19 protein-coding genes and 4 pseudogenes are annotated in these 23,747 nt (G+C 59.8%); 18 read left to right on the plus strand and 5 right to left on the minus strand.

What is annotated here, in order from left to right; translation table 11 throughout:
* The first annotated feature begins 205 nt into the window (after positions 1 to 205).
* From hpaG to yjiA, 13 genes and pseudogenes are all read left to right on the plus strand, one after another.
* Positions 206 to 1,484 (plus strand): annotated as a pseudogene (gene hpaG, locus HWQ14_RS01700) (4-hydroxyphenylacetate degradation bifunctional isomerase/decarboxylase).
* Positions 1,481 to 2,947 (plus strand): 5-carboxymethyl-2-hydroxymuconate semialdehyde dehydrogenase, encoded by a 1,467-nt coding sequence (gene hpaE, locus HWQ14_RS01705; RefSeq protein WP_176608784.1) that lies wholly within the window; start codon positions 1,481 to 1,483, stop codon positions 2,945 to 2,947. Before hpaG ends, hpaE begins: the two are co-directional and overlap by 4 nt.
* A 2-nt stretch (positions 2,948 to 2,949) precedes the next feature.
* Positions 2,950 to 3,801, plus strand: coding sequence for a 3,4-dihydroxyphenylacetate 2,3-dioxygenase (hpaD, locus tag HWQ14_RS01710; protein ID WP_176608785.1), 852 nt, complete (start codon positions 2,950 to 2,952; stop codon positions 3,799 to 3,801).
* 9 nt (positions 3,802 to 3,810) lie between these two features.
* Positions 3,811 to 4,191: a 5-carboxymethyl-2-hydroxymuconate Delta-isomerase gene (locus tag HWQ14_RS01715; protein WP_176608786.1), complete on the plus strand. Its 381-nt coding sequence runs from the start codon at positions 3,811 to 3,813 to the stop codon at positions 4,189 to 4,191.
* 122 nt (positions 4,192 to 4,313) lie between these two features.
* On the plus strand, positions 4,314 to 5,117 hold the full coding sequence (gene hpaH / locus HWQ14_RS01720; RefSeq protein WP_176608787.1) for a 2-oxo-hept-4-ene-1,7-dioate hydratase: 804 nt from the start codon (positions 4,314 to 4,316) through the stop codon (positions 5,115 to 5,117).
* Positions 5,118 to 5,127: 10 nt separating this feature from the next.
* The gene (gene hpaI, locus HWQ14_RS01725) at positions 5,128 to 5,922 is read left to right on the plus strand and encodes a 4-hydroxy-2-oxoheptanedioate aldolase (RefSeq protein ID WP_176608788.1); all 795 of its coding nucleotides are present in this window, start codon (positions 5,128 to 5,130) and stop codon (positions 5,920 to 5,922) included.
* 21 nt (positions 5,923 to 5,943) lie between these two features.
* A complete protein-coding gene (gene hpaX / locus HWQ14_RS01730; protein WP_176608789.1) occupies positions 5,944 to 7,287 on the plus strand; it encodes a 4-hydroxyphenylacetate permease in 1,344 nt (447 codons plus the stop codon).
* Positions 7,259 to 8,146 (plus strand): annotated as a pseudogene (hpaA, locus tag HWQ14_RS01735) (4-hydroxyphenylacetate catabolism regulatory protein HpaA); the annotation flags it as partial. The gene hpaX and the pseudogene hpaA, both read left to right, overlap by 29 nt.
* A 126-nt stretch (positions 8,147 to 8,272) precedes the next feature.
* The gene (gene hpaB, locus HWQ14_RS01740; protein WP_176611140.1) at positions 8,273 to 9,835 is read left to right on the plus strand and encodes a 4-hydroxyphenylacetate 3-monooxygenase, oxygenase component; all 1,563 of its coding nucleotides are present in this window, start codon (positions 8,273 to 8,275) and stop codon (positions 9,833 to 9,835) included.
* A gap of 17 nt (positions 9,836 to 9,852) precedes the next feature.
* Positions 9,853 to 10,362: a 4-hydroxyphenylacetate 3-monooxygenase reductase subunit gene (locus HWQ14_RS01745; RefSeq protein WP_148422047.1), complete on the plus strand. Its 510-nt coding sequence runs from the start codon at positions 9,853 to 9,855 to the stop codon at positions 10,360 to 10,362.
* 283 nt (positions 10,363 to 10,645) lie between these two features.
* Positions 10,646 to 12,799, plus strand: a complete 2,154-nt coding sequence (locus HWQ14_RS01750; RefSeq protein ID WP_148422049.1) for a carbon starvation CstA family protein — start codon at positions 10,646 to 10,648, stop codon at positions 12,797 to 12,799.
* Between the two features lie 100 nt (positions 12,800 to 12,899).
* Positions 12,900 to 13,103 carry a YbdD/YjiX family protein gene (locus HWQ14_RS01755; RefSeq protein ID WP_003856610.1) on the plus strand — a complete coding sequence of 68 codons (204 nt, stop codon included), beginning with the start codon at positions 12,900 to 12,902 and terminating at the stop codon, positions 13,101 to 13,103.
* A gap of 10 nt (positions 13,104 to 13,113) precedes the next feature.
* Complete coding sequence (gene yjiA / locus HWQ14_RS01760; RefSeq protein WP_176608790.1) at positions 13,114 to 14,067, plus strand: GTPase; 954 nt, start codon at positions 13,114 to 13,116, stop codon at positions 14,065 to 14,067.
* Positions 14,068 to 14,145: 78 nt separating this feature from the next.
* Here yjiA and HWQ14_RS01765 read toward each other — a convergent pair whose 3' ends face one another.
* The gene (locus HWQ14_RS01765; protein ID WP_176608791.1) at positions 14,146 to 15,504 is read right to left on the minus strand and encodes an esterase-like activity of phytase family protein; all 1,359 of its coding nucleotides are present in this window, start codon (positions 15,502 to 15,504) and stop codon (positions 14,146 to 14,148) included.
* Positions 15,505 to 15,915: 411 nt separating this feature from the next.
* On the opposite strand from HWQ14_RS01765, the gene HWQ14_RS01770 reads away from it, so the two are divergent.
* Together HWQ14_RS01770 and HWQ14_RS01775 are read left to right on the plus strand one after the other, a co-directional pair.
* Entirely contained in the window at positions 15,916 to 16,461 is a 546-nt protein-coding gene (locus HWQ14_RS01770; RefSeq protein WP_176608792.1) for a YfaZ family outer membrane protein, read from the plus strand.
* On the plus strand, positions 16,461 to 16,781 hold the full coding sequence (locus HWQ14_RS01775; RefSeq protein WP_176608793.1) for a hypothetical protein: 321 nt from the start codon (positions 16,461 to 16,463) through the stop codon (positions 16,779 to 16,781). Before HWQ14_RS01770 ends, HWQ14_RS01775 begins: the two co-directional genes overlap by 1 nt.
* Before the next feature lie 47 nt (positions 16,782 to 16,828).
* On the opposite strand, the gene HWQ14_RS01780 is transcribed toward HWQ14_RS01775, so the two are convergent.
* The gene (locus HWQ14_RS01780; protein ID WP_176608794.1) at positions 16,829 to 18,199 is read right to left on the minus strand and encodes an NAD-dependent succinate-semialdehyde dehydrogenase; all 1,371 of its coding nucleotides are present in this window, start codon (positions 18,197 to 18,199) and stop codon (positions 16,829 to 16,831) included.
* A gap of 138 nt (positions 18,200 to 18,337) precedes the next feature.
* Between HWQ14_RS01780 and HWQ14_RS01785 the strand changes: the two genes are divergently transcribed.
* From HWQ14_RS01785 to HWQ14_RS01795, 3 genes and pseudogenes are all read left to right on the plus strand, one after another.
* Positions 18,338 to 19,090, plus strand: coding sequence for an AraC family transcriptional regulator (locus tag HWQ14_RS01785; protein WP_148422058.1), 753 nt, complete (start codon positions 18,338 to 18,340; stop codon positions 19,088 to 19,090).
* 38 nt (positions 19,091 to 19,128) lie between these two features.
* The gene (locus tag HWQ14_RS01790) at positions 19,129 to 19,782 is read left to right on the plus strand and encodes a LysE family translocator (RefSeq protein ID WP_148422060.1); all 654 of its coding nucleotides are present in this window, start codon (positions 19,129 to 19,131) and stop codon (positions 19,780 to 19,782) included.
* Between the two features lie 3 nt (positions 19,783 to 19,785).
* Positions 19,786 to 21,058, plus strand: a pseudogene (locus HWQ14_RS01795) (DUF445 domain-containing protein).
* On the opposite strand, the gene HWQ14_RS01800 reads toward HWQ14_RS01795, so the two are convergent.
* The 3 genes and pseudogenes from HWQ14_RS01800 to HWQ14_RS01810 all read right to left on the minus strand — a co-directional run bounded on the left by HWQ14_RS01800 (position 21,055) and on the right by HWQ14_RS01810 (position 23,655).
* Positions 21,055 to 22,131 (minus strand): DUF2955 domain-containing protein, encoded by a 1,077-nt coding sequence (locus HWQ14_RS01800; protein ID WP_148422064.1) that lies wholly within the window; start codon positions 22,129 to 22,131, stop codon positions 21,055 to 21,057. The pseudogene HWQ14_RS01795 and the gene HWQ14_RS01800 sit on opposite strands and share 4 nt — an antisense overlap.
* A pseudogene (locus tag HWQ14_RS01805) lies at positions 22,121 to 23,188 on the minus strand (HlyD family secretion protein). Before HWQ14_RS01805 ends, HWQ14_RS01800 begins: the two are co-directional and overlap by 11 nt.
* The gene (locus HWQ14_RS01810; RefSeq protein ID WP_176608795.1) at positions 23,185 to 23,655 is read right to left on the minus strand and encodes a MarR family winged helix-turn-helix transcriptional regulator; all 471 of its coding nucleotides are present in this window, start codon (positions 23,653 to 23,655) and stop codon (positions 23,185 to 23,187) included. The pseudogene HWQ14_RS01805 and the gene HWQ14_RS01810 overlap by 4 nt, the downstream one beginning before the upstream one ends.
* Between the last annotated feature and the right edge of the window lie 92 nt (positions 23,656 to 23,747).

A 23,747-nucleotide genomic window follows, 5' to 3' on the forward strand; every position in this document is an offset into this window, starting at 1 on the left:
TTTTAACTCAAAAAGTCTAACAGAATCAGCGCTATTTTTTTAACGCGTTAATTTTAATAGCTTTTAATTCTTATATGTAAATTTATTGTTATTCATATCACAAATTATTCACTTCTGATTGCGAAACGAACAGCAAAAGCATAAAACCAGATCATTAACATATTAATGAAATCAAAACCGGTCATCCGGCCCGAGGAGTATGTCAATGAAAGGTACCGTTTTTGCCGTGGCGCTGAACCACCGAAGCCAGCGAGAAGCCTGGGCTGACGCCTTTGAAAAAGCCCCCTACAACGCGCCGCCACAAACGGCGGTATGGTTTATCAAGCCGCACAACACCGCGATCCGCGCAGGCGAACCGATCCCCTTCCCGCAGGGCGAAACGGTGCTAAGCGGCGCGACGGTCGCGCTGGTGGTGGGTAAAACCGCCAGCAGGGTACGGGTGGAGGATGCCGCAGCGTACATCGCGGGATATGCGCTGGCCAACGAGGTGAGCCTGCCGGAAGAGAGCTTCTACCGCCCGGCCATCAAGGCCAAATGCCGGGACGGGTTTTGCCCGACTGGCGAGCTGGCTGCCGTCGGCAACGTCGATAACCTGACCATCGTCACCGAAATCAACGGCCGCGAAGCGGATCGCTGGAGCACCGCCGATCTGCACCGCAGCGCCGCCGAACTGCTGAGCGCCCTGAGCGAGTTTGCCACCCTGAACCCCGGGGATGCGATATTGCTCGGCACCCCGCAAAACCGCGTTGAGATCCGCCCGGGCGATCGGGTACGCATTCTGGCAGAAGGTTTCCCGCCGCTGGAAAACCCGGTGGTTGATGAACGCGACGTCGCCCTCGCGCAAAGCGCGCCCCCGCACCCCACGCTGTTTGCCCTCGGCCTGAACTATGCCGATCACGCCAGCGAGCTGGACTTCAGGCCGCCGACCGAGCCGCTGGTGTTTATCAAAGCGCCGAACACCTTCAACGGCGACAGCCAGACCTCGGTGCGCCCGAACGGCGTTGAATACATGCATTACGAAGCGGAGCTGGTGGTGGTCATCGGCAAAACCGCGCGCAAGGTCAGCGAAGCCGAGGCGATGGACTATGTTGCGGGCTATACGGTCTGCAACGACTACGCCATCCGCGACTACCTGGAAAACTACTACCGCCCGAACCTGCGGGTAAAAAGCCGCGACGGGCTGACGCCCATTTCCCCCCAACATCGTGCCGAAAGCGGCGATCCCCGACCCGCACAGCCTCACCCTGCGCACCTTCGTCAACGGCGAGCTGCGTCAGGAAGGCACCACCGCAGATCTCATTTTCAGCATCCCGTACCTGATTGCGTACCTGAGCGATTTTATGACCCTGCAGCCGGGCGACATGATTGCCACCGGCACGCCGAAGGGGCTGTCCAACGTGGTACCGGGCGATGAGGTGGTGGTGGAAGTGGAGGGCGTGGGCCGCCTGGTGAACCGCATTGTCAGCGAGGAGACAACAAAATGAAAAAGATTAACCACTGGATCAACGGTAAAAACGTCGCCGGAAGCGAGTACTTCCACACCACTAACCCGGCCTCCGGCGAGGTATTAGCGGAAGTGGCCTCCGGCGGTGAAGCCGAGGTTCATCAGGCCGTCGCCGCCGCCAAAGAGGCGTTCCCGAAATGGGCCAACCTGCCGATGAAGGAGCGCGCGCGCCTGATGCGTCGCCTGGGCGATCTGATTGACCAGAACGTGCCGGACATTGCCGCGATGGAAACCGCCGATACCGGCCTGCCGATCCACCAGACCAAAAACGTGCTGATCCCCCGCGCCTCGCACAACTTCGAGTTCTTCGCCGAGGTGTGCCAGCAGATGAACGGCAAAACCTACCCGGTCGACGACAAGATGCTCAACTACACCCTGGTGCAGCCGGTGGGCGTCTGCGCGCTGGTGTCGCCGTGGAACGTGCCGTTTATGACCGCCACCTGGAAGGTCGCCCCCTGCCTCGCGCTGGGCAATACCGCGGTGCTGAAGATGTCTGAACTCTCCCCGCTGACCGCCGACCGTCTGGGCGAGCTGGCGCTGGAGGCGGGCATTCCGGCGGGGGTGCTGAACGTGGTTCAGGGCTACGGCGCGACGGCAGGCGATGCGCTGGTGCGCCATCACGACGTGCGGGCCGTCTCCTTCACCGGCGGCACCGCCACCGGGCGCAACATCATGAAAAACGCCGGGCTGAAGAAATACTCCATGGAGCTGGGCGGCAAATCCCCGGTGCTGATTTTTGAGGATGCGGACATCGAGCGCGCGCTGGACGCCGCCCTGTTCACCATCTTCTCCATCAACGGCGAGCGCTGCACCGCCGGCTCGCGCATCTTCATCCAGCAGAGCATCTACCCGGAATTCGTGAAGCGCTTCGCCGAGCGCGCCAGCCGCCTGCGCGTGGGCGATCCGACCGATCCCAACACCCAGATTGGCGCGCTGATTAGCAAGCCACACTGGGAGAAAGTCTCCGGCTATATCCGCCTCGGCATTGAGGAGGGCGCGACCCTGCTGGCGGGCGGCCCGGACAAGCCGACCGATCTGCCCGCGCACCTGAAGGGGGGTAACTTCCTGCGACCAACCGTGCTGGCGGACGTCGACAACCGCATGCGCGTGGCGCAGGAGGAGATCTTCGGGCCGGTGGCCTGCCTGCTGCCGTTCAGGGACGAAGCGGAAGGCCTGCGCCTCGCAAACGACGTGGAGTACGGCCTGGCGTCGTACATCTGGACCCAGGACGTCAGCAAGGTGCTGCGCCTGGCGCGCAGCATCGAAGCGGGCATGGTGTTCGTGAATACCCAAAACGTGCGCGACCTGCGCCAGCCGTTCGGCGGCGTGAAGGCCTCCGGGACCGGGCGCGAAGGCGGCGAGTACAGCTTTGAAGTCTTCGCGGAGATGAAGAACGTCTGCATCTCCATGGGCGACCATCCGATTCCAAAATGGGGGATCTGACAATGGGCAAGTTAGCGTTAGCGGCGAAAATTACCCACGTACCGTCGATGTATCTTTCTGAACTGCCGGGAAAAAACCACGGCTGCCGCCAGTCGGCCATCGACGGGCATAAGGAAATTAGCAAGCGCTGCCGCGAGCTGGGCGTGGACACCATCATCGTGTTCGACACCCACTGGCTGGTGAACAGCGCCTATCACATCAACTGTGCGGACCATTTTTCAGGCGTCTATACCAGCAACGAGCTGCCGCACTTTATCCGCGATATGGCCTACGACTACGACGGCAACCCGGAGCTCGGCCAGCTGATCGCCGACGAGGCGGTAAAGCTTGGCGTGCGCGCCAAAGCGCACAACATTCCGAGCCTCAAGCTGGAGTACGGCACGCTGGTGCCGATGCGCTACATGAACGCGGATAAGCACTTCAGGGTGGTCTCCATCTCGGCGTTCTGCACGGTTCACGACTTCGCCGACAGCCGCAGGCTGGGCGAGGCCATCGTCAGCGCCATCAAAAAATATGACGGCACCGTGGCGGTGCTCGCCAGCGGCTCGCTGTCGCACCGCTTTATCGACGACCAGCGGGCGGAAGAAGGAATGAACAGCTACACCCGCGAGTTCGACCGCCAGATGGACGAGCGGGTAGTGAAGCTGTGGCGCGAGGGCCAGTTTAAGGAGTTTTGCAGCATGCTGCCGGAGTACGCCGACTACTGCTACGGCGAGGGCAACATGCACGACACGGTGATGCTGCTGGGTATGCTCGGCTGGGACAACTACGACGGCAAGGTGGAGTTCCTCACCGAGCTGTTCGCCAGCTCCGGCACCGGCCAGGTCAACGCCGTTTTCCCGCTGCCCGCATAAGGAGCCGCCATGCCGCACTTTATAGCCGAATGTACCGACAACATCCGCGAGCAGGCCGACCTGCCGGGGCTGTTCGCCAAAGTGAACGAGGCGCTGGCCGCCACCGGCATTTTCCCCATCGGCGGTATCCGCAGCCGCGCCCACTGGCTGGATACCTGGCAGATGGCCGACGGCAGGCACGATTATGCCTTTGTGCATATGACGCTAAAGATTGGTTCCGGGCGCAGCCTTGAGAGCCGGCAAGCGGTGGGTGAAATGCTGTTTACGCTGATCAAAGCGCATTTTGCCGACCTCATGGCCGCCCGCTATCTGGCGCTGTCGTTTGAGCTCGACGAACTGCACCCGACGCTCAATTACAAACAAAACAACGTGCACGCGCTGTTTACGTAACACCGTCCCCTCTCCCTTTGGGAGAGGGTTAGGGTGAGGGGATACCTCTGCGGCCCGATGCCCTCACCCCGTCCCTCTCCCACGGTGAGAGGGAGAAAACAAACATAAAACAGGATATCGCCATGCTCGATAAACACACCCATACCCTGATCGCCCACCGCCTGCATCAGGCGGAGCAGTCCCGGGAGCAGATCCGCGCGATCTCGCTGGAGTACCCGGAGATCACGATTGAAGACGCCTACGCCGTACAGCGCGAATGGGTGAACCTGAAAATCGCCGAAGGCCGCGTGCTAAAAGGCCACAAGATCGGCCTCACCTCAAAAGCAATGCAGGCCAGCTCGCAGATCAGCGAGCCGGACTACGGTGCACTGTTGGACGATATGTTCTTCCACGACGGCAGCGACATCCCCGTCGATCGCTTTATCGTTCCGCGCATTGAGGTGGAGCTGGCGTTCGTGCTGGCCAAGCCGCTGCGCGGCCCGAACTGCACCATCTTCGACGTCTACAACGCCACGGATTACGTCATTCCCGCGCTGGAGCTGATCGACGCCCGCTGCCACAACGTCGACCCGGAGACACGGCGCCCGCGCAAGGTGTTCGACACTATTTCCGATAACGCCGCCAACGCGGGGGTGATCCTCGGCGGCCGCCCGATTAAGCCCGACGAGCTGGATCTGCGCTGGATCTCCGCCCTGCTCTACCGCAACGGCGTCATCGAAGAGACCGGCGTCGCCGCGGGGGTGCTCAACCACCCGGCCAACGGCGTGGCGTGGCTGGCGAACAAGCTTGCGCCGTACGACGTGCAGCTTGAGCCGGGGCAGATCATCCTCGGCGGCTCCTTTACCCGCCCGGTGCCCGCCAGCAGAGGCGACACCTTCCACGTGGACTACGGCAATATGGGCTCCATCAGCTGCCGCTTTGTGTAAGGAGACATTCATGCAAAACGCATTCAAAGCGGCGCTGCAGGCAGGCCGCCCGCAAATCGGCTTATGGCTGGGGCTGACCAGCAGCTACAGCGCCGAGCTGCTGGCCGGGGCAGGCTTCGACTGGCTGCTGATCGACGGCGAGCACGCGCCGAACAGCGTGCAGACCGTGTTAACCCAGCTGCAGGCCATCGCCCCTTATCCAAGCCAGCCGGTGGTGCGCCCGTCGTGGAACGATCCGGTGCAGATCAAACAGCTGCTGGACGTGGGGGCGCAAACCCTGCTGGTGCCGATGGTACAAAAGGCCGAGGAGGCCCGTCTGGCGGTCCGTTCCACGCGCTATCCGCCCGCGGGCATTCGCGGCGTCGGCAGCGCCCTGGCGCGGGCCTCGCGCTGGAACCGCATCCCGGACTACCTGCACCAGGCCAACGACGCCATGTGCGTGCTGGTGCAAATCGAAACCCGCGAGGCGCTGAAAAACCTGCCGCAGATCCTGGACGTGGACGGCGTCGACGGGGTGTTTATCGGCCCGGCGGATCTAAGCGCCGACATGGGCTATGCCGGTAATCCGCAGCACCCGGAGGTGCAGGCGGCCATTGAGCAGGCCATCGCGCAGATCCTGAGCGCGGGAAAAGCGCCCGGGATCCTGATGGCCAACGAGCAGCTGGCCAAACGCTATCTCGAACTCGGCGCGCTGTTCGTTGCGGTCGGCGTGGATACCACCCTGCTCGCCCGCGGCGCGGAAGCGCTGGCAGCCCGCTTTACCGACGTCACCACAGCTGTTGATAACAATAAATCCGTCTACTAAACGTACGATGTGGAGCGCAACATGACGACCTCAACCCTGCAAAACAAAGCTGTTGAACATCGCGTTATAAATAAGCTGTTCCGTCGTTTAATCGTGTTTCTCTTTATCCTGTTTGTTTTTTCGTTTCTCGACCGCATCAACATCGGCTTTGCCGGGCTGACGATGGGCAAAGATCTGGGCCTTACGTCGACCATGTTTGGCCTGGCCGCGACGCTCTTTTACGTCACCTACGTGCTGTGCGGGATCCCGAGCAACATCATGCTGGCGAAGATCGGCGCGCGCCGCTGGATCGCCGGGATCATGGTGGTGTGGGGCATCGCCTCCACCTGCACCATGTTCGCCACCAGCCCGGAAACGCTTTACGTGCTGCGCATGCTGGTGGGCATTGCTGAAGCGGGCTTCCTGCCGGGGATCCTGGTCTACCTCACCTGGTGGTTCCCCGCGTACCACCGCGCCCGCGCCAACGCGCTGTTTATGATCGCCATGCCGGTAACCATGATGCTCGGCTCGATCCTCTCCGGGTACATCCTGGCGATGGACGGGCTGTGGAACCTGAAGGGCTGGCAGTGGCTGTTTCTGCTGGAAGGACTGCCGTCGGTGGTGCTCGGCGTGGTGACCTGGTTCTACCTCAACGACACGCCGGATGAGGCTACCTGGCTGGATGATGACGAAAAGCAGGCGCTGAAAACGATGATCGCCCGCGAGCAGGAAATGGCGATTGCGCACGCCGTCACGCCGCGCTCGACGCTTCGCGAGGTACTGACGCCCGCCGTGCTGCTCTATACCCTGGCCTACTTCTGTCTGACCAACACGTTAAGCGCCATCAACATCTGGACGCCGCAGATCCTGCAAAGCTTCAACACCGGCAGCAGCAATATCACCATCGGCCTGCTGGCGGCGATCCCGCAGTTTTGCACCATCCTCGGGATGATCTGGTGGAGCCGCCGCTCCGACAGGCTGAAAGAGCGAAAAAAGCACACCATCCTGCCGTACCTGTTTGCGGCGGCAGGCTGGATGCTGGCCTCGGCGACCGATCACAGCATGATCCAGCTCCTTGGCATCATCATGGCCTCAACCGGATCGTTTACCGCCATGGCGATATTCTGGACCACGCCGGATCGGGTTATCAGCCTGCAGTCACGCGCGGTAGCCCTGGCGGTGATCAACGCCATCGGTAACGTGGGTTCCGCCGTCAGCCCGTTGCTGATTGGGATCCTGCGCGACGCGACCGGCAGCTTCAGTTCAGGGCTGTGGTTCGTGGCCGGGCTGCTGCTGGTGGGCGCGCTGGTGCTGACGCGCATCCCGATGACGCAGCGGGATCAACAGAGGAACGATCATGTGCCAGAGCCCCATCGCCAACATTGATATCAGCAAGGAGTACGACGAAAGTCTGGGCACCGACGATGTGCACTATCAGTCGTTCGCCCGCATGGCGGCCTTTTTTGGCCGCGACATGCAGGCGCATCGTCACGACCAGTACTTCCAGATGCACTTCCTCGATACCGGGCAGATTGAGCTCCAGCTCGACGATCACCGCTACTCGGTGCAGGCGCCGCTGTTTGTTCTGACCCCGCCGTCGGTGCCGCACGCGTTTATTACCGAATCCGACAGCGACGGCCACGTGCTGACGGTGCAGGAAGATCTGATCTGGCCGCTGCTGGAGGTGCTCTACCCCGGCACGCGGGAAGCGTTCGGCCTGCCGGGGATTTGCCTCTCGATGGCCGACAAGCCTGACGAGCTGGCGGCGCTCAGGCACTACTGGCAGCTGATCGCGCGGGAATCCACCTCCCGGCTGCCGGGGCGTGAGCACACGCTGGTCCTGCTGGCGCAGGCGGTGTTTACCCTGCTGCTGCGCAACGCGAAGCTCGACGACCACGCTTCAGGCGGAATGCGCGGCGAGCTGAAGCTGTTCCAGCGCTTTAACCAGCTCATTGATACCCACTATCACCTGCACTGGACGGTGCCGGAATACGCCTGCGAACTGCACCTGACCGAATCCCGGCTGACGGACATCTGCCGCCGCTTCGCCAACCGCTCACCAAAACGGCTGATCTTCGACCGCCAGCTGCGGGAGGCCAGGCGCCTGCTGCTGTTTTCCGACAGCGCGGTCAGCGAAATTGCCTGGCAGCTGGGGTTTAAGGATCCGGCCTATTTCGCCCGTTTTTTCAATCGCCTGACCGGGTGCTCGCCAAGCGCGTATCGGGCGCAGAAAGTACCGGTTTCCCCTCACCACCCGAAAAGTACCCGCCGTTGTCCCAATCGTCCCTTCACGGTCCGCCCTTCTCACGCTTCAATTAAACAACAAAAACAAAACATAAATTTAACAAACATCTTCCGATACGAGGTCCCTATGAAGCCTGAAGAGTTCCGCGCCGATGCCAAACGTCCGTTAACGGGTGAAGAGTATTTAAAAAGCCTGCAGGACGGTCGTGAGATTTACATCTACGGCGAGCGCGTCAAAGACGTCACTACCCATCCGGCATTCCGCAACGCGGCGGCGTCCATCGCGCAGATGTACGACGCCCTGCACAAGCCGGACATGCAGGATACGCTCTGCTGGGGCACCGACACCGGCAGCGGCGGCTATACCCATAAGTTCTTCCGCGTGGCGAAAAGCGCCGACGACCTGCGCCAGCAGCGCGACGCCATCGCCGAGTGGTCGCGCCTGAGCTACGGCTGGATGGGCCGCACGCCGGACTATAAAGCCGCGTTCGGCTGCGCGCTCGGCGCTAACCCGGCCTTCTACGGCCAGTTCGAGCAGAACGCCCGGAGCTGGTACACCCGCATTCAGGAAACCGGCCTGTACTTTAACCACGCTATCGTTAACCCGCCGATCGACCGCCACAAGCCGGCGGACGAGGTGAAAGACGTTTACATCAAGCTGGAGAAAGAGACCGACGCCGGGATTATCGTCAGCGGCGCAAAAGTGGTGGCCACCAACTCGGCGCTGACCCACTACAACATGATCGGCTTCGGCTCCGCGCAGGTGATGGGCGAAAACCCGGACTTCGCGCTGATGTTCGTCGCGCCAATGGACGCCGAGGGCGTGAAGCTGATCTCCCGCGCCTCTTACGAAATGGTGGCAGGCGCCACCGGCTCCCCGTACGACTACCCGCTCTCCAGCCGCTTCGACGAGAACGACGCGATCCTGGTGATGGATAACGTGCTGATCCCATGGGAAAACGTGCTGATCTACCGTGATTTCGACCGCTGCCGCCGCTGGACGATGGAAGGGGGCTTCGCCCGCATGTACCCGCTTCAGGCCTGCGTGCGTCTGGCGGTGAAGCTCGACTTTATCACCGCCCTGCTGAAGAAATCGCTGGAGTGCACCGGCACCCTTGAGTTCCGTGGCGTGCAGGCGGATCTGGGCGAAGTGGTCGCCTGGCGCAACATGTTCTGGGCGCTGAGCGACTCCATGTGCTCCGAAGCCACGCCGTGGGTCAACGGCGCGTACTTGCCCGATCACGCGGCGCTGCAGACCTACCGCGTGATGGCGCCAATGGCCTACGCGAAGATCAAGAACATCATCGAGCGCAACGTCACCTCCGGGCTGATCTACCTGCCGTCCAGCGCGCGGGATCTGAACAACCCGCAGATCGACCAGTACCTGGCGAAATACGTGCGCGGCTCCAACGGCATGGATCACGTCGAGCGCATCAAGATTTTGAAGCTGATGTGGGATGCCATCGGCAGCGAGTTTGGCGGCCGTCACGAGCTGTACGAAATCAACTACTCCGGGAGCCAGGACGAAATTCGCCTTCAGTGCCTGCGCCAGGCGCAGAGCTCGGGCAACATGGACAAGATGATGGCGATGGTCGACCGCTGCATGTCCGAGTACGACCAGCACGGCTGGACCGTACCGCACCTGCACAACAACACCGATATCAACATGCTGGATAAGCTGCTGAAATAACGCAGCGGGAGGTTTCAATGCAATCAGAAGAACGCCTGCGTTTTCGCGACGCGATGGCCAGCCTGTCGGCGGCGGTCAACGTCATCACCACCGAGGGCGAGGCCGGTCGCTGCGGCATTACCGCCACCGCCGTCTGTTCCGTTACGGACACGCCGCCGTCGCTGATGGTGTGCATCAACGCCAGCAGCGCCATGAACCCGGTCTTTCAGGGCAACGGCAAGCTGTGCGTTAACGTGCTGAACCACGAGCAGGAGATCATGGCCCGCCACTTTGCCGGGATGACGGGCATGGCAATGGAGGAGCGCTTTGCCCTCTCCTGCTGGCAGAAAGGCCCGCTGGCGCAGCCGGTACTGAAAGGGGCGCTGGCAAGCCTGGAAGGGGAGATAGCCCAGGTGCAAACTATCGGCACCCATCTGGTTTACCTCGTTGAAATTAAGAACATCATCCTCAGCGGCGAGGGACACGGCCTGATCTACTTCAGGCGCCGTTTCCATCCGGTGATGCTGGAGATGGAAGCCGCGGTGTAATGCCGTTGCGCAAAAAACGCTGAGGTTCCGCGCGAGTGTGGGCGGCCACGCCCGGCAGTGCTGGATTATTCTTAGTGATCTCAATCACATATTTCCCTCCACTGAGGGCGAGTCCTGACCACTCGCCCTCGCTTTTGACCGCTCACGCATCGCTTTCAACCACTCACCCATTTACCGTCCTTTACGCGCGCGAGGATCTGGCACGATCGCTCCAGCATTAATCAATACCTCCTCACAACGAACCCTGACCCTTTTTTCTTTACATAAAAAACCAGGTCTTACTATGGATACTAAAAAACTACTGAAGCACGTGCCCTGGGCCTTACTCGGGATCCTCGGCGCTTTCTGTCTGGCGGTTGTCGCATTACGCCGGGGCGAGCACGTAAGCGCCCTGTGGATCGTGGTCGCGTCGGTTTCCGTCTACCTTGTGGCTTATCGCTACTACAGCTTATACATCGCGCAGAAGGTCATGAAGCTCGACCCGACGCGCGCCACCCCGGCGGTCATTAACAATGACGGCCTGAACTACGTGCCAACCAATCGCTACGTGCTGTTTGGCCACCACTTTGCCGCCATTGCAGGCGCTGGTCCGCTGGTCGGCCCGGTGCTGGCCGCGCAGATGGGCTACCTGCCGGGTACGCTCTGGCTGCTGGCGGGCGTGGTGCTGGCGGGGGCGGTGCAGGACTTTATGGTGCTGTTTATCTCCTCGCGCCGTAACGGCTCGTCGCTGGGTGAGATGATCAAAGAAGAGATGGGCCGCGTGCCGGGCACTATCGCCCTGTTTGGCTGCTTCCTGATTATGATCATCATCCTGGCGGTGCTGGCGTTAATCGTGGTGAAAGCGCTGGCCGAAAGCCCGTGGGGCGTCTTTACCGTCTGCTCTACCGTACCGATTGCGCTGTTCATGGGCATCTACATGCGCTTCCTGCGCCCTGGCCGCGTGGGCGAGGTGTCGGTAATCGGTATCGTGCTGCTGGTCGCCTCTATCTACTTCGGCGGCGTGATTGCGCACGACCCGTACTGGGGCCCGGCGCTGACCTTCAAGGACACCACCATCACCTTCGCGCTGATCGGTTACGCGTTCATCTCTGCCCTTCTGCCGGTGTGGCTGATTCTGGCACCGCGCGACTATCTGGCGACCTTCCTGAAAATCGGCGTAATCGTCGGGCTGGCAATCGGTATTGTGATCATCAACCCGGAGCTGAAAATGCCGGCGGTGACCCAGTACATTGACGGCACCGGCCCGCTGTGGAAAGGCGCCCTGTTCCCGTTCCTGTTTATTACTATCGCCTGCGGTGCCGTGTCTGGCTTCCACGCGCTGATTGCCTCCGGCACCACGCCGAAGCTGATGGCCAACGAAACCGACGCGCGCTTCATCGGTTACGGCGCGATGCTGATGGAGTCCTTCGTGGCGATCATGGCGCTGGTTGCGGCATCTATTATCGAGCCAGGCCTGTACTTCGCGATGAACACGCCGCCGGCGGGGCTGGGCATCACCATGCCAAACCTGCATGAAATGGGCGGCGAAAATACCGCAATGATTATGGCCCAGCTGAAAGAGGCCAGCGTACACGCGGCGGCGACCGTCAGCTCCTGGGGCTTTGTGATCTCGCCTGAGCAGATCATGCAGACCGCGAAAGACATCGGCGAACCGTCCGTGCTGAACCGCGCAGGTGGTGCACCGACGCTGGCGGTGGGTATCGCTCACGTGTTCCATAAAGTGCTACCGTGGGCGGACATGGGCTTCTGGTACCACTTCGGTATTCTGTTCGAAGCGCTGTTCATCCTCACCGCGCTGGATGCCGGTACCCGCGCGGGCCGCTTCATGCTGCAGGACCTGCTGGGTAACTTCGTGCCGTTCCTGAAGAAAACCGACTCTCTGGTGGCGGGCGTTCTCGGTACGGCGGGCTGTGTCGGCCTGTGGGGCTACCTGCTGTATCAGGGCGTTGTTGACCCGCTTGGCGGCGTTAAGAGCCTGTGGCCGCTGTTCGGCATCTCTAACCAGATGCTGGCGGCAGTGGCGCTGGTGCTTGGTACCGTTGTGCTGGTGAAGATGAAGCGCACCAAATACATCTGGGTCACCGTGGTGCCTGCGCTGTGGTTGCTGCTCTGCACCACCTGGGCGCTGGGTCTGAAGCTGTTCAGCAGCAACCCGCAGCTGGAAGGCTTCTTCTACATGGCTAACCAGTACAAGGAGAAGATCGCCGCAGGCGGCGCGGATCTGACCGCGCAGCAGGTTGCCAACATGAACCATATCGTGGTGAACAACTACACCAACGCGGGCCTGAGCATTCTGTTCCTGGTAGTGGTGTACAGCATCATCTTCTACGGCATCAAAACCTGGATGAAGGTGCGTAACGCTGATGGTCGTACGGATAAAGAGACCCCGTACGTGCCGGTGCCGGAAGGCGGCGTGAAGACCTCTTCCCACCATTAATCCGCAATCCTCCCCCTCTCCCTTTGGGAGAGGGCTGGGGTGAGGAGAACACAAGCCCAGCGGACTCACATCGCCGGGCTTTTTCTTATCAGGACCCGTTATGTTTGGTAACTTAGGCGAAGCAAAAAAATATCTCGGTCAGGCGGCGAAAATGCTGATTGGCATTCCGGACTATGACAACTACGTTGAGCATATGAAGACCAACCATCCGGATAAGCCGTACATGACCTACACCGAATTCTTCCGCGAGCGTCAGGAAGCGCGCTACGGCGGAAGTGGAGAAGGCGGCGTCCGCTGCTGCTAAAGGAGAGACCATGACCCCGATTGCCGTTACCCTGCTGACCGGTTTTCTCGGCGCCGGTAAAACCACCCTGCTGCGCCACATTCTGAACGAGCAGCACGGCTTTAAAATCGCCGTCATTGAGAACGAGTTCGGCGAAGTCTCCGTTGACGACCAGCTGATTGGCGATCGCGCCACCCAGATCAAAACCCTGACCAACGGCTGCATCTGCTGCACCCGCTCCAGCGAGCTGGAAAACGCCCTGCTGGACCTGCTCGACAGCCGCGATCGCGGTGAAATCGACTTTGACCGTCTGGTGATCGAGTGCACCGGCATGGCCGACCCTGGCCCGATCGTTCAGACCTTTTTCTCCCACGATATTCTTTGCCAGCGCTACCTGCTGGACGGCGTCATCGCCCTGGTTGATGCGGCCCACGCCGACGAGCAGATGAACCAGTTCACCATCGCCCAGTCCCAGGTGGGCTACGCCGACCGCATCCTGCTGACCAAAACCGACGTGGCGGGCGAAAGCGTTAAGCTGCGCGAGCGCCTGACGCGCATTAACTCCCGCGCGCCGATTTTCACCGTGACGCACGGCGATATCGACCTGTCCCGGCTGTTCAACACTAACGGCTTTATGCTGGAAGAGAATATCACCGCGAAACCGCGCTTCCACTTTATGTCCGACAAGCAAAACGACGTGGCGTCGATTGTGGTGGAGCTGGACTACCCGGTAGATATCGGCGAGGTCTCCCGCGTGATGGAGAACCTGCTGCTGTCGTTTGCGGATAAGCTGCTGCGCTATAAGGGCATGCTGTGGATCGACGGCGAACCAAACCGCCTGCTGTTCCAGGGCGTGCAGCGCCTCTACAGCGCCGACTGGGACCGCCCGTGGGGCGAGGAAACGCCGCACAGCGTGATGGTGTTTATCGGTATCCAGCTGCCGGAAGAAGAAATTCGGGCGGCGTTTGCGGGGCTGAAGAAATAACCTCTCCGTTTAACTACGCGCACCGAACAATCCCCTCTCCCTTTGGGAGAGGGTTAGGGTGAGGGGTAAGAGATAAACTTATTTCAACGCCTCCGGCAGCGTCACAATCCACAACTCGCTTTCTGATTCCGGTTTCTTCAGCGGCTTCACGCTGAGCGTGGTTTCCACCGGCTTATCATCCAGCGTCAGCGCACCCTGCGCGTTCACCCGATAATCCTTGAGCTTCTTGCCCTCGACCGGCTTTTGCATCGCCACCTTCACGCCAAAGTCGTTATCATTCGCCACCGCCAGCGTTTTACCGTCAATCAGCGCCAGCCCTTCGGCCTTTTCCTGCTGCCAGCCCAGCGCGCGCAGGTCGACCACCTGCGTTTTTTTAGCAAGCGTAATGCCGCGCTGCGCCAGCGTTTTCGCGTCATCAAACTCCGGGTACTCGCCCGGCCTGTCGAACGCCGTCAGGTCGCTCGCGTTGCGCAAATCGACCCTGTAAATGAGGTTGCGCATCGCGTCGTTTTTATCTTCGCCCTGTTCAATCAGCAGGACAGAGTGGTCATCCAGCGCCACGATGTCGCCAATTTTGGCGTCGCTGTTCTTACCGTAAACGTCACTGTCGACGGGGTAGCCGTACATCGCGGTTTTGCCGGTCGCCGGATCGAAGCTCACCAGACGCGTAAACAGCGCCTGCTTTTTGCTCTTACCGTCGATATCCAGCGTGCTTTGCACGGCGGCGATAATACGTCCGTCCGGCATCCGGGTTAGCCCTTCAAAGCCCCGGTTTGCCTGACGCCATTTGATAACGTTGGGCAAACCGCCCGCAATGGATTTCTCCCCTTCAGCCGCCTGCGGGCCGTGGATCGCCAGAATTTTACCCTTGCTGTCAACGTTGATCAGGAACGGGCCGTACTCGTCGCACAGCCAGTAACCGCCCTTCCCGTCCGGCGTGATGCCTTCCGTATCCAGCCCGCGGTTGTCGCCCTTGAGCACCTTTAAAGCGTCGCTGAACGCCACTTCGTTGGTCGAGCCAATCACGCCGTTTTCCAGCGGCAGGCCGTTAATCTCGCCTTTATCGTCATGCAGCGGGCGCGCATCCACGGCCTCCGCTTTGCCGTTTTGCACGCGAATCGTCATCAGCATCGGGGCGAAATCCGGCGTCACGAAGATCTTGGCGTCGTTTTTCCCCACCTTTGGCGAATCCGCATTGGGACCGCGGTCGGTGACGGTCGCGAAGGTCAGGGTATCGCCCTGCCTGCCGGTAAACAGCAAGCCAGAGCCAATCCCCACCGGAAGCCCGTTCGGAAACGCGCCGGCAAACGCACCGCTGTATTTTACGTGCGAGCCGTCGGGAAAGCTGACCACGTAGCGCTCAGCGGTTGGCTGTGCCGCCAGGCCAGAGAAAGAGAGCGCACAGCCGATAAGCACAGGAATGATTTTTCTTTTCATATTGTTAGCATCCATAAAGTGAAGCCAACAACGTAATGAAGAAACGTGTCAGAAAAATGACATGGCGGGCGCACGGATCTGCCCGAAAGGGTGTATATCAATCACCAGAAATGTAAACCTCTGTCTTTATCTGTGACAGTTGAAATACTTTTGGAAATTATTAGAAACCCAATTAATTCACCCTGAATGACTATTTGCGCCTCGTTCATTCACCGTTTAGCCAGAAATATAAACTGTACCTAAACGCGAATTTATTGCGCATTGACGACAGGCCAAACAAACATTCATGCAACATTTAAGATTCAATAAATATATATAATCAGCATAAAACCGCGATATGCATCACATTTGCAGTCATAAACATCGCTTGTTAAGGTGCCCTCAGATTAATTTGATGACGAGGGCATACTCATGAAAAAACTTAACGTTCTGATCCTTTCCGCACTGACCGCCGTATCAGGCTCCGCGCTGGCCATGGGCGGCAGCATCGAGCAGGGTAAAAACTTTACCAACCTGAACGTGGAAATGGGTAAATCCACCTCCGGTCTGTACACCGAAGGCAACTGGCTGAAAAACACCGATGACGGCACCCAGACCGGCGGCGTGGGCGCAGGCTACAACGTCGAAGTCGGCCCGGTGATGCTGAACGCTGGCGCGAAGGCTATCTACATCGGCCCGAAAAAAGGCGATAACGGCGTGGCGTTCCCAGTCGGCGGCGGCGTGAACGTTGCTCTGACCGACAGCATCCGCGTGTTTGGTGAAGGTTACGTTGCGCCGGACGGCCTGAACAACAGCGTGAAGAACTACGTTGAAGCCAACGGCGGCGTTAGCTGGACTCCGATCAAACCGGTAACGCTGAAGGTGGGCTACCGCCACGTGAGCGTTGACGGTAAAGACGGCCGTCCAAACCACACGCTGATCGACGGCGCCTACGTGGGCGGTGGAGTGAGCTTCTGATGAAACCCCGCATAGCCGCGCTTTGTGTTTTAAGCATCACGGTCATGCTTGCCGGTTGTGTCCAGTACAAATGGGTTAAGCCAGGCGTCAGTGATGCTGAGATGAATAAGAAGCTCACGGAATGCGAAGCGCAGGCGCTTATCGATCTGCCCCCGGATAACGTCGTGACCGGTTCAAGCTCGGAAAAAACGGACAAGAAGCATAAGAAAAAGGATGTTTCAACGAGCTACATGGTGGAAGACGCGAATGAATATCGCCGGGATACGCTCGTTGACAGCTGCATGTTCAAAAGCGGCTGGGACAAGATTGAAGTGCAATAAATTTCCTGAAAAAAACCTGCCGGATGGCAGGTTTTTTTATTACCGCGTTACTTGCGCACCACCACCAGCTTCTGGTTCACAAACTCTTTGATCCCCAGATCCGACAGCTCGCGTCCGTAGCCGGAACGCTTCACGCCGCCGAACGGCAGCTCGGGCGCGGTGTCGGTGAGCCAGTTGATGTAGACCATCCCCGTCTCAATGCGCGACGCCATCTTCTTCGCCCGCTCGATGTCCTGGCTGAATACCGCCCCGCCCAGACCGTAGTGGGAGTCGTTCGCCAGGGCGACCGCCTCGTCGTCATTTTTCACCACATAGATCTGCGCCACCGGGCCGAAGAACTCTTCGAAATACGCCGGGTTGTCGCGCGAGATGTGGGTCAGGATCGTTGGTTCGAAGAAGCTCCCGTCGCCCTGTACCGGCCTGCCGCCGTAGTGCAGCGTCGCCCCGTTTTTCACCGCTTCGTCGACCTGTTTGGTCAGCGTTTCAAGCGCGTCTTTAGACGATAGCGGCCCCAGCGTGGTGCTTTCATCCAGCGGATCGCCTATCTTCACCTGCTTAAACGCCTCGGTGAATTTGCTCAGGAACGCGTCGGCAATGTTTTCGTGCAGGATAAAGCGCTTCGCCGCGGTACAGACCTGTCCGGCATTGTTGAGCCGCGCGCTAACGCCTGTCTTCACGGCTTTCTCCAGGTCGGCATCGTCCAGCACCACGAACACGTCGTTACCGCCCAGTTCGAGGGTCGATTTTTTAATGTGCTTTGCTGCCTGCGCTGCCACCACGCTCCCCGCTTTTTCGGAACCCGTGAGCGCCGCCCCCTGTACGCGATCGTCGGCGATAATGTTTGCCACCTGCTCAGACGAGATAAACAGGTTGGTCCACGCCCCTTCCGGCGCGCCCGCTTCACGCACCAGCTGCGCAAAGGTCTCGGCACAGTGCGGTACGATGCTGGCGTGCTTGGCCAGAACCGGGTTACCCGCCGCCAGGTTTGGCGCCAGAACGCGCATCAGCTGGTAATACGGGAAGTTCCACGGCTCGACGGCCATCACCACACCGATGGGGTGATGTTCAACCCACGCTTCCCCGAGTTCGGACTGGTACTTCACCGGGGCAAGGAACTGCTTCGCGTTGTCGGCATAGTAGCGGGCGATTTGCGCGCACAGCTTCACCTCGCCACGGCTTTGTTCGATGAGCTTACCCATCTCCTGGCTGGCAATCTTCGCCAGATCCTCCGCGCGCTCGTCAATCAGATCGGCCAGCTTATGCAGCACCGGCAGACGCTGGCTTATATCGCCCTTCGCCCAGTCGGAGTGATAGAGCGCATCGGCTGCCTTCAGCGCCGCCTCAACGTCAGCGTCAGTGTGGGAGGGATATTCTTTGACGAGCTGGTTAGTGGCAGGATTTACTGTCTGGTAAGCCATATCGAATCTCCTTGTTTTACCGCTTAGGGTTTTAAGCGTAGTCAAAATGACTGGCGATGGAGGTAAAGTTGGGTATATACGGAGGGTTCTTAGTGGGGCACGGGCATGGTATAAAAAACATACCCGACAGGAGCGCCTATGACCCATACCCGACACGTCCGCCAGAACTTTAACCGCATCTCGGGCCTTGAGCTGCGCAGCACGTGGCAGAGCACCGTGGCGTATAAACGCCATTGTCATCCCCAGCTCTCGATTGGTGCGATAGTGGAAGGCCAGACCTGCTGCGTGTGTCATGGCAGAGAGTACATCCTTCATCCCGGGGACCTCATTGCGATCCCAGCCTATGCGCCGCACAGCTGCAATCCCGTCGCCGGGCAACCGCGCAGCTACCATATGCTCTATATCGACACGGACTTTCCGCTGGCAGAACAGGTCATTCGCGACCGCACGCTATTTGCGCTTTACCTGAACGTTGTTGAGAACATGTCGGCTAATTCCCTGAACGCGCTGATTTCTGCCCTTCCGCGCTGCGCCAGCCGCACGGGTGAGCTACGTTCAACCAGCCAGCACGTTCAGCAGGCTTTGCTTTCCGACCTTGCCGCACCGCCCTCGCTTGATGACCTTGCCCAACGCTTCTCGCTCCGCAAGGAGACGCTGATCCGCACCTTCAGGCAGGACACCGGCCTGACGCCGGGCAGCTTTCTCAACATTTCCCGCGTGGAGTACGCCAAAGCGCGGCTGCGCGCCGGGGACGATATCGCCGACGTTAGCTATCAGAGCGGCTTTGCAGACCAGAGCCATTTCCACAAGACCTTCGTCAGCTATACCGCCGCCACGCCGCGCCAGTACGCCACGGGCCGATCAATATCAGACAATAATCAGGATAAGTAACATCGTAAGGTGGCCTCAGTTAATGCAACGAGGTCACTATGGAAACGTTCTTCCCTTCCGCTTTTTTCGCCCTGGCGCTGGCGCATTTTGTTGCCCTGCTAAGCCCGGGTCCCGATTTTTTCCTGCTGGTGGGCTACGCGGCGCGCTACCGGCTGCGCGGCAGCGCTGGACTGTGCTTCGGCATCGCCGCGGGCAACGGGGTGTATATCCTGCTGGTGATTATCGGCTGGAGCGCGCTGCGCCAGTTTACGTGGCTGTTTACCCTTATCGAGCTTTGCGGGGCGCTGTACCTGCTGTGGATAGGCTCGCACCTGGTACGCAGCCGCCCGCAAGCGCTGGCGCTGAATGAAACCCATCAGCGCTTTCCCTCGCTGCGCAAGCAGATCCTGCTGGGGCTCGGCTCGGCGCTGTTAAATCCAAAGAACGCCCTGTTCTATCTGGCGCTGATGACGGCGCTGCTGGGGCCGAACGTCACGCTGCTTCAGCAGTCGACCTGCGGCGTCTGGATGGTGATGGTGGTGCTGGCATGGGATCTGGCGCTGGTGTCGCTGATGGGGCTACCCGCGGTGCAGCAGAAGCTCAGCCGCTCGCTGTGGCTGATTGAGCGCACGGCAGGGGTGGTGCTGATGGCGTTTGGCGGGTGGGTGCTGTGGCGGTTTTTGCACTTTCCCCCCGTCTCCCTCTATCCTTAACCCATGGAAAAAATAGCTGAACTCAAACGCGCCAAGCTGCTGGCGCTGTCGCTGCTGCTGATTGCCGTCGCGGCGTTTATCACCACCCTCTTCCTGCCGCAAACCTTCTGGGTGCGCGGCGTGAAGGCCATTGCCGAGGCGGCGATGGTCGGCGCGCTGGCGGACTGGTTCGCGGTTGTCGCGCTGTTTCGCCGGGTGCCCATTCCGTTTATCTCGCGCCATACGGCGATTATTCCGCGCAATAAGGACCGTATCGGCGATAACCTCGGCCAGTTCGTGCAGGAGAAGTTTCTGGATACCCAGTCGCTGGTGGCGTTGATCCGCCGCTATGAACCAGCAAAAATGATCGGCACCTGGTTCAGCCAGCCGGATAACGCGCAGCGCGTGGGGCAGCATCTGGTGCAGGTGATGAGCGGTTTTCTGGAACTGACCGACGACGGGCGCATTCAGCGCCTGCTCAAGCGCGCGGTGCATAAGGCTATCGACAAGGTCGATTTAACCGAGACCAGCGCCGTCATGCTGGAGAGCATGACCAAAAACAACCGCCATCAGGTGCTGCTGGACGCCATCATTAACCGGCTGATTACCCTGATCCAGCGGGAAAGCACGCGGGAATTTATTTCCGACCAGATCGTCCACTGGCTTAAGACCGAGCATCCGCGCAAGGCGATAGTGCTGCCCACCGAGTGGCTGGGCGACCAGAGCGCCGAGATGGTGTCAAACGCGGTAAATACCCTGCTGGACGACATCAGCCACGATCGCACGCACCAGATCCGTCAGGCGTTCGACCGCGCCACCATCAGGCTCATCGACAATCTGAAAAACGATCCGGAGATGACGGCAAAAGCCGAAAACATTAAGCACTACCTGAAAAATGACGAGGCCTTTAACCGCTATCTGGGGGGAGATGTGGGCCGACCTGCGCCAGTGGCTGAAAAATGACATGCAGAGCGACGACTCACGCGTGAAGCAGCGCATCGCCAGCGCCGGGCTGTGGTTTGGCGAAACGCTGACCAACGACGCCAGCCTGCGCGCGTCCCTGAACGAACATCTGGAGCAGGCCGCGCACCGCGTGGCGCCGGATTTCGCCGCGTTCCTGACGCGACATATCAGCGACACGGTGAAAAGCTGGGACGCCAAAGATATGTCGCGTCAGATTGAGCTCAACATCGGTAAAGATCTTCAGTTCATTCGCGTTAACGGCACCCTGGTGGGCGGAACGATTGGTCTGATCCTGTTTCTGCTCTCGCAGCTGCCCGCCGTGCTGGGGCATTAATCCGCTTTTGGCGGCGCGATAACGTAGCGCGTCGCCTCGAAGCGGTTGAGGATCAGGTGCACCAGAAAGACCATCGTCAGCGTGACCACCAGCGCGAAGGTGACGGAGGTGATGCGGTACAGATCGCTGAACACCAGGTCGCTGTCCGGGTGCATGTTCTGCCCGAACATAATGCCGATGGTGGTAATACTGGCGAAGCCCACCCCGGCACCCACCTTCTCCATCACGTGCAGACGCGCGCCAAAGGCCAGCCCAAGGCCAATCAGCGGCATCATCAGCAGCATGTGGCTGCTGTGATCGTACAGAATAAGCTGGACGACAAGGATATAAAGACACCCCAGCACCACGCCAACCACGCGCCAGATGGAGCTGATCACCGAGCCGCGATAGTGCATCGGGAACAGGATCAGAATGCCCGCCATCAGCGCCGACAGGGAATCGCTTAAATCGCTAATCTGAAACACCACGAAAATCAGCGTCGCCACGGTGCCGGAGAGCAGCGACTCGTGGCGCACGCGGGCGTCGTTTTTCTCGATCAGCGGCGGCGGCTTGCGCGGCTCAACGTCCGGCAGCAGGTAATTCATCAGCGCGCTCAGGCACACCGCCATCACGCTCGCTTCAATGTTGGAGAATAAAAGCGTGTGCCAGCTGGTCGTGGGATAGCTCATAAAGTTGAGCATCACGCTCTGGCACACCACCCCCATCGAACCGAACAGGAACAGCGGCCCCTTGCTCATAAAGCGAAACCGCATCACGTACAGGGCAAATACCACCAGCGTCATGATGACCGGCCACTGCGACAGATAGCCGATGATAAGCACCATCTCCACGCAGTTTAGCGAAGCGCTGAACACAAACTGCTTCGCCACGTGGCGGTTAAACACCGGCACCAGCGACAGCAGCATGATCGGATAAACCACAAAAAACACGCCGTAGCTGGTGTTGTAAAAGCTCGACACGCTGAGCGCAATCATCCCGGCAAAGACGATGCGCAGGGTCTGGCGAAAGTCGTTTGCCGTGTAGACGATGTTGCCGTGCGGGGTAAAGACCCGCGCCAGAGTGCTAATAGACATAGTGAAGCAGGCTCACCAGATGAATTTGCATCCCGGAGAAGAAGCGCGCAAACGGCCCTTCGCTGTTGTAGAGCTGAACGGTGGCGCGCGCGCCGGTCGGCAGCGGCTTCGGTATGGCCTCGTCCAGCGCCACGTGAATGCGCATACGCTGAGCGTCACGCACCCAGCGGTTGGAGGTTTCCGGCTGTGACAGCTGGCCGTTAACGGCCTCCTGTCCGGCGAGGATCCCCGCGTCGCTGCTGGTGACGTGGGCGCGGAACACCTGCCCCGGGAAGGCGTCAAACACCACGGCGGCATCGGTGCCCTGGTGGGTATGGCGCAGGCTTTTCTCGCGGAAATCGGCCACGATATCCGTCTGCGTGTTCACCAGCGCCAGCGCGGCGGAGCCGGACGAGGCGTAAAAGCCGGGGCTTAACTGCAGGTTACTGACCGTACCGTCCGCCCCGGCGTAAACCTTCGTCCAGCCCAGATTCAGCTCCGCCTCCTCCAGCGCGTTGCGGTATTTTTGCAGCGTCACGTTGCGGTGCTCATCCCGCTCCCCGCGCTGAATGCGCAGGTTATGGATGTTGGCCTGAATCGCGCTGACGGACTGCTCGCTGCTCTGCCAGGCGGTGCGGACTTTGTCCAGATCCGCCTGCGAAACGTTCTGCATCGTGCTCAGCTTCCGGTAGCGGTCGAAGGTCACCTTATCGTTACGCGCCGTCAGCACGGCGGTTTTCAGGCTGGCCTGCGCGGCGGCAATCTGCGCGTCCAGCTACTCGTTAGACAGGCGGGCCTGCTCCAGCGCGATGCGCGCCGCGTCGACCCGGTTGCGAAACGGCGTGTCGTCGAGCTCAAACAGCAGATCGCCTCTCTTCACCTGGCTGTTGTTATGGACATGGACCGCCGCCACATAGCCGGAGACGCGCGCCGACACCGGCGTCACCACGCGCATCACGGTGGAGTCCGGCGTCAGCGGGATCCAGATATCCGCGACGATAAAGTAGACAAACATCAGCAGGAAAGAGGCAATACTCACCCTTACCCAGCGGGCAAACTTTTGTTCAGGAGTCATTATTTTTCGGTCTTGTTATCTTCTTCGCGGATTGTCCGCAAATTGCAGGCGATTTGATTTAACGTGGCGCTGAAAATATCGATATGTTCCGGCGCGATGTTTTGCGATACGCGCGCCTGAAGCGTCTCGATCACCCGAGTGAGCCGTTGAAGAACGGCCTTTCCTTCGGGCGTCAGCGTCAGCAGCCGGATGCGCCTGTCGTATGGAGAGACGGTGCGCAGCAGGTAGCCCTGCTTTTCCAGCTGCGTCAGCGTGCGCATCAGCGGGGGCAGTTCAATACCCTGCACTTCCGCCAGCTCGCTGACCGAGACGTTATCCCCAAGCTGATGAAGCTGCATCATTACCGTCCAGCTCGACTGGGTTAACCCGGTGTCGAGAATGGCGTCGTCGATCACCGCGCGCCACTGGCGCACGATCATCGCCATCCGCATGCCCATCGGCCTGCGGCTAAACAGATCGTCTTCACTCATGGGGAGTTCCTCTCGTATTACCCCAACACGATAATAGTTATCAGGGTAAGTATCAAGAAACGATAATCTAAAGCGCAGGAATTGCGAAAGGC

Source organism: Enterobacter cloacae (assembly GCF_013375935.1).
Taxonomy (GTDB): Bacteria; Pseudomonadota; Gammaproteobacteria; order Enterobacterales; family Enterobacteriaceae; genus Enterobacter; species Enterobacter pasteurii.

Coding starts and splice junctions, on each gene's coding strand:
- HWQ14_RS01780 (WP_176608794.1), bottom strand. CDS start 18,199: ATGGCTTACCAGACAGTAAATCCTGCCACTAACCAGCTCGTCAAAGAA.
- hpaH (WP_176608787.1), top strand. CDS start 4,314: ATGCTCGATAAACACACCCATACCCTGATCGCCCACCGCCTGCATCAG.
- HWQ14_RS01810 (WP_176608795.1), bottom strand. CDS start 23,655: ATGAGTGAAGACGATCTGTTTAGCCGCAGGCCGATGGGCATGCGGATG.
- HWQ14_RS01800 (WP_148422064.1), bottom strand. CDS start 22,131: ATGTCTATTAGCACTCTGGCGCGGGTCTTTACCCCGCACGGCAACATC.
- hpaD (WP_176608785.1), top strand. CDS start 2,950: ATGGGCAAGTTAGCGTTAGCGGCGAAAATTACCCACGTACCGTCGATG.
- HWQ14_RS01715 (WP_176608786.1), top strand. CDS start 3,811: ATGCCGCACTTTATAGCCGAATGTACCGACAACATCCGCGAGCAGGCC.
- HWQ14_RS01745 (WP_148422047.1), top strand. CDS start 9,853: ATGCAATCAGAAGAACGCCTGCGTTTTCGCGACGCGATGGCCAGCCTG.
- hpaI (WP_176608788.1), top strand. CDS start 5,128: ATGCAAAACGCATTCAAAGCGGCGCTGCAGGCAGGCCGCCCGCAAATC.
- HWQ14_RS01785 (WP_148422058.1), top strand. CDS start 18,338: ATGACCCATACCCGACACGTCCGCCAGAACTTTAACCGCATCTCGGGC.
- yjiA (WP_176608790.1), top strand. CDS start 13,114: ATGACCCCGATTGCCGTTACCCTGCTGACCGGTTTTCTCGGCGCCGGT.
- HWQ14_RS01765 (WP_176608791.1), bottom strand. CDS start 15,504: ATGAAAAGAAAAATCATTCCTGTGCTTATCGGCTGTGCGCTCTCTTTC.
- HWQ14_RS01750 (WP_148422049.1), top strand. CDS start 10,646: ATGGATACTAAAAAACTACTGAAGCACGTGCCCTGGGCCTTACTCGGG.
- HWQ14_RS01770 (WP_176608792.1), top strand. CDS start 15,916: ATGAAAAAACTTAACGTTCTGATCCTTTCCGCACTGACCGCCGTATCA.
- hpaX (WP_176608789.1), top strand. CDS start 5,944: ATGACGACCTCAACCCTGCAAAACAAAGCTGTTGAACATCGCGTTATA.
- hpaB (WP_176611140.1), top strand. CDS start 8,273: ATGAAGCCTGAAGAGTTCCGCGCCGATGCCAAACGTCCGTTAACGGGT.
- HWQ14_RS01775 (WP_176608793.1), top strand. CDS start 16,461: ATGAAACCCCGCATAGCCGCGCTTTGTGTTTTAAGCATCACGGTCATG.
- HWQ14_RS01790 (WP_148422060.1), top strand. CDS start 19,129: ATGGAAACGTTCTTCCCTTCCGCTTTTTTCGCCCTGGCGCTGGCGCAT.
- HWQ14_RS01755 (WP_003856610.1), top strand. CDS start 12,900: ATGTTTGGTAACTTAGGCGAAGCAAAAAAATATCTCGGTCAGGCGGCG.
- hpaE (WP_176608784.1), top strand. CDS start 1,481: ATGAAAAAGATTAACCACTGGATCAACGGTAAAAACGTCGCCGGAAGC.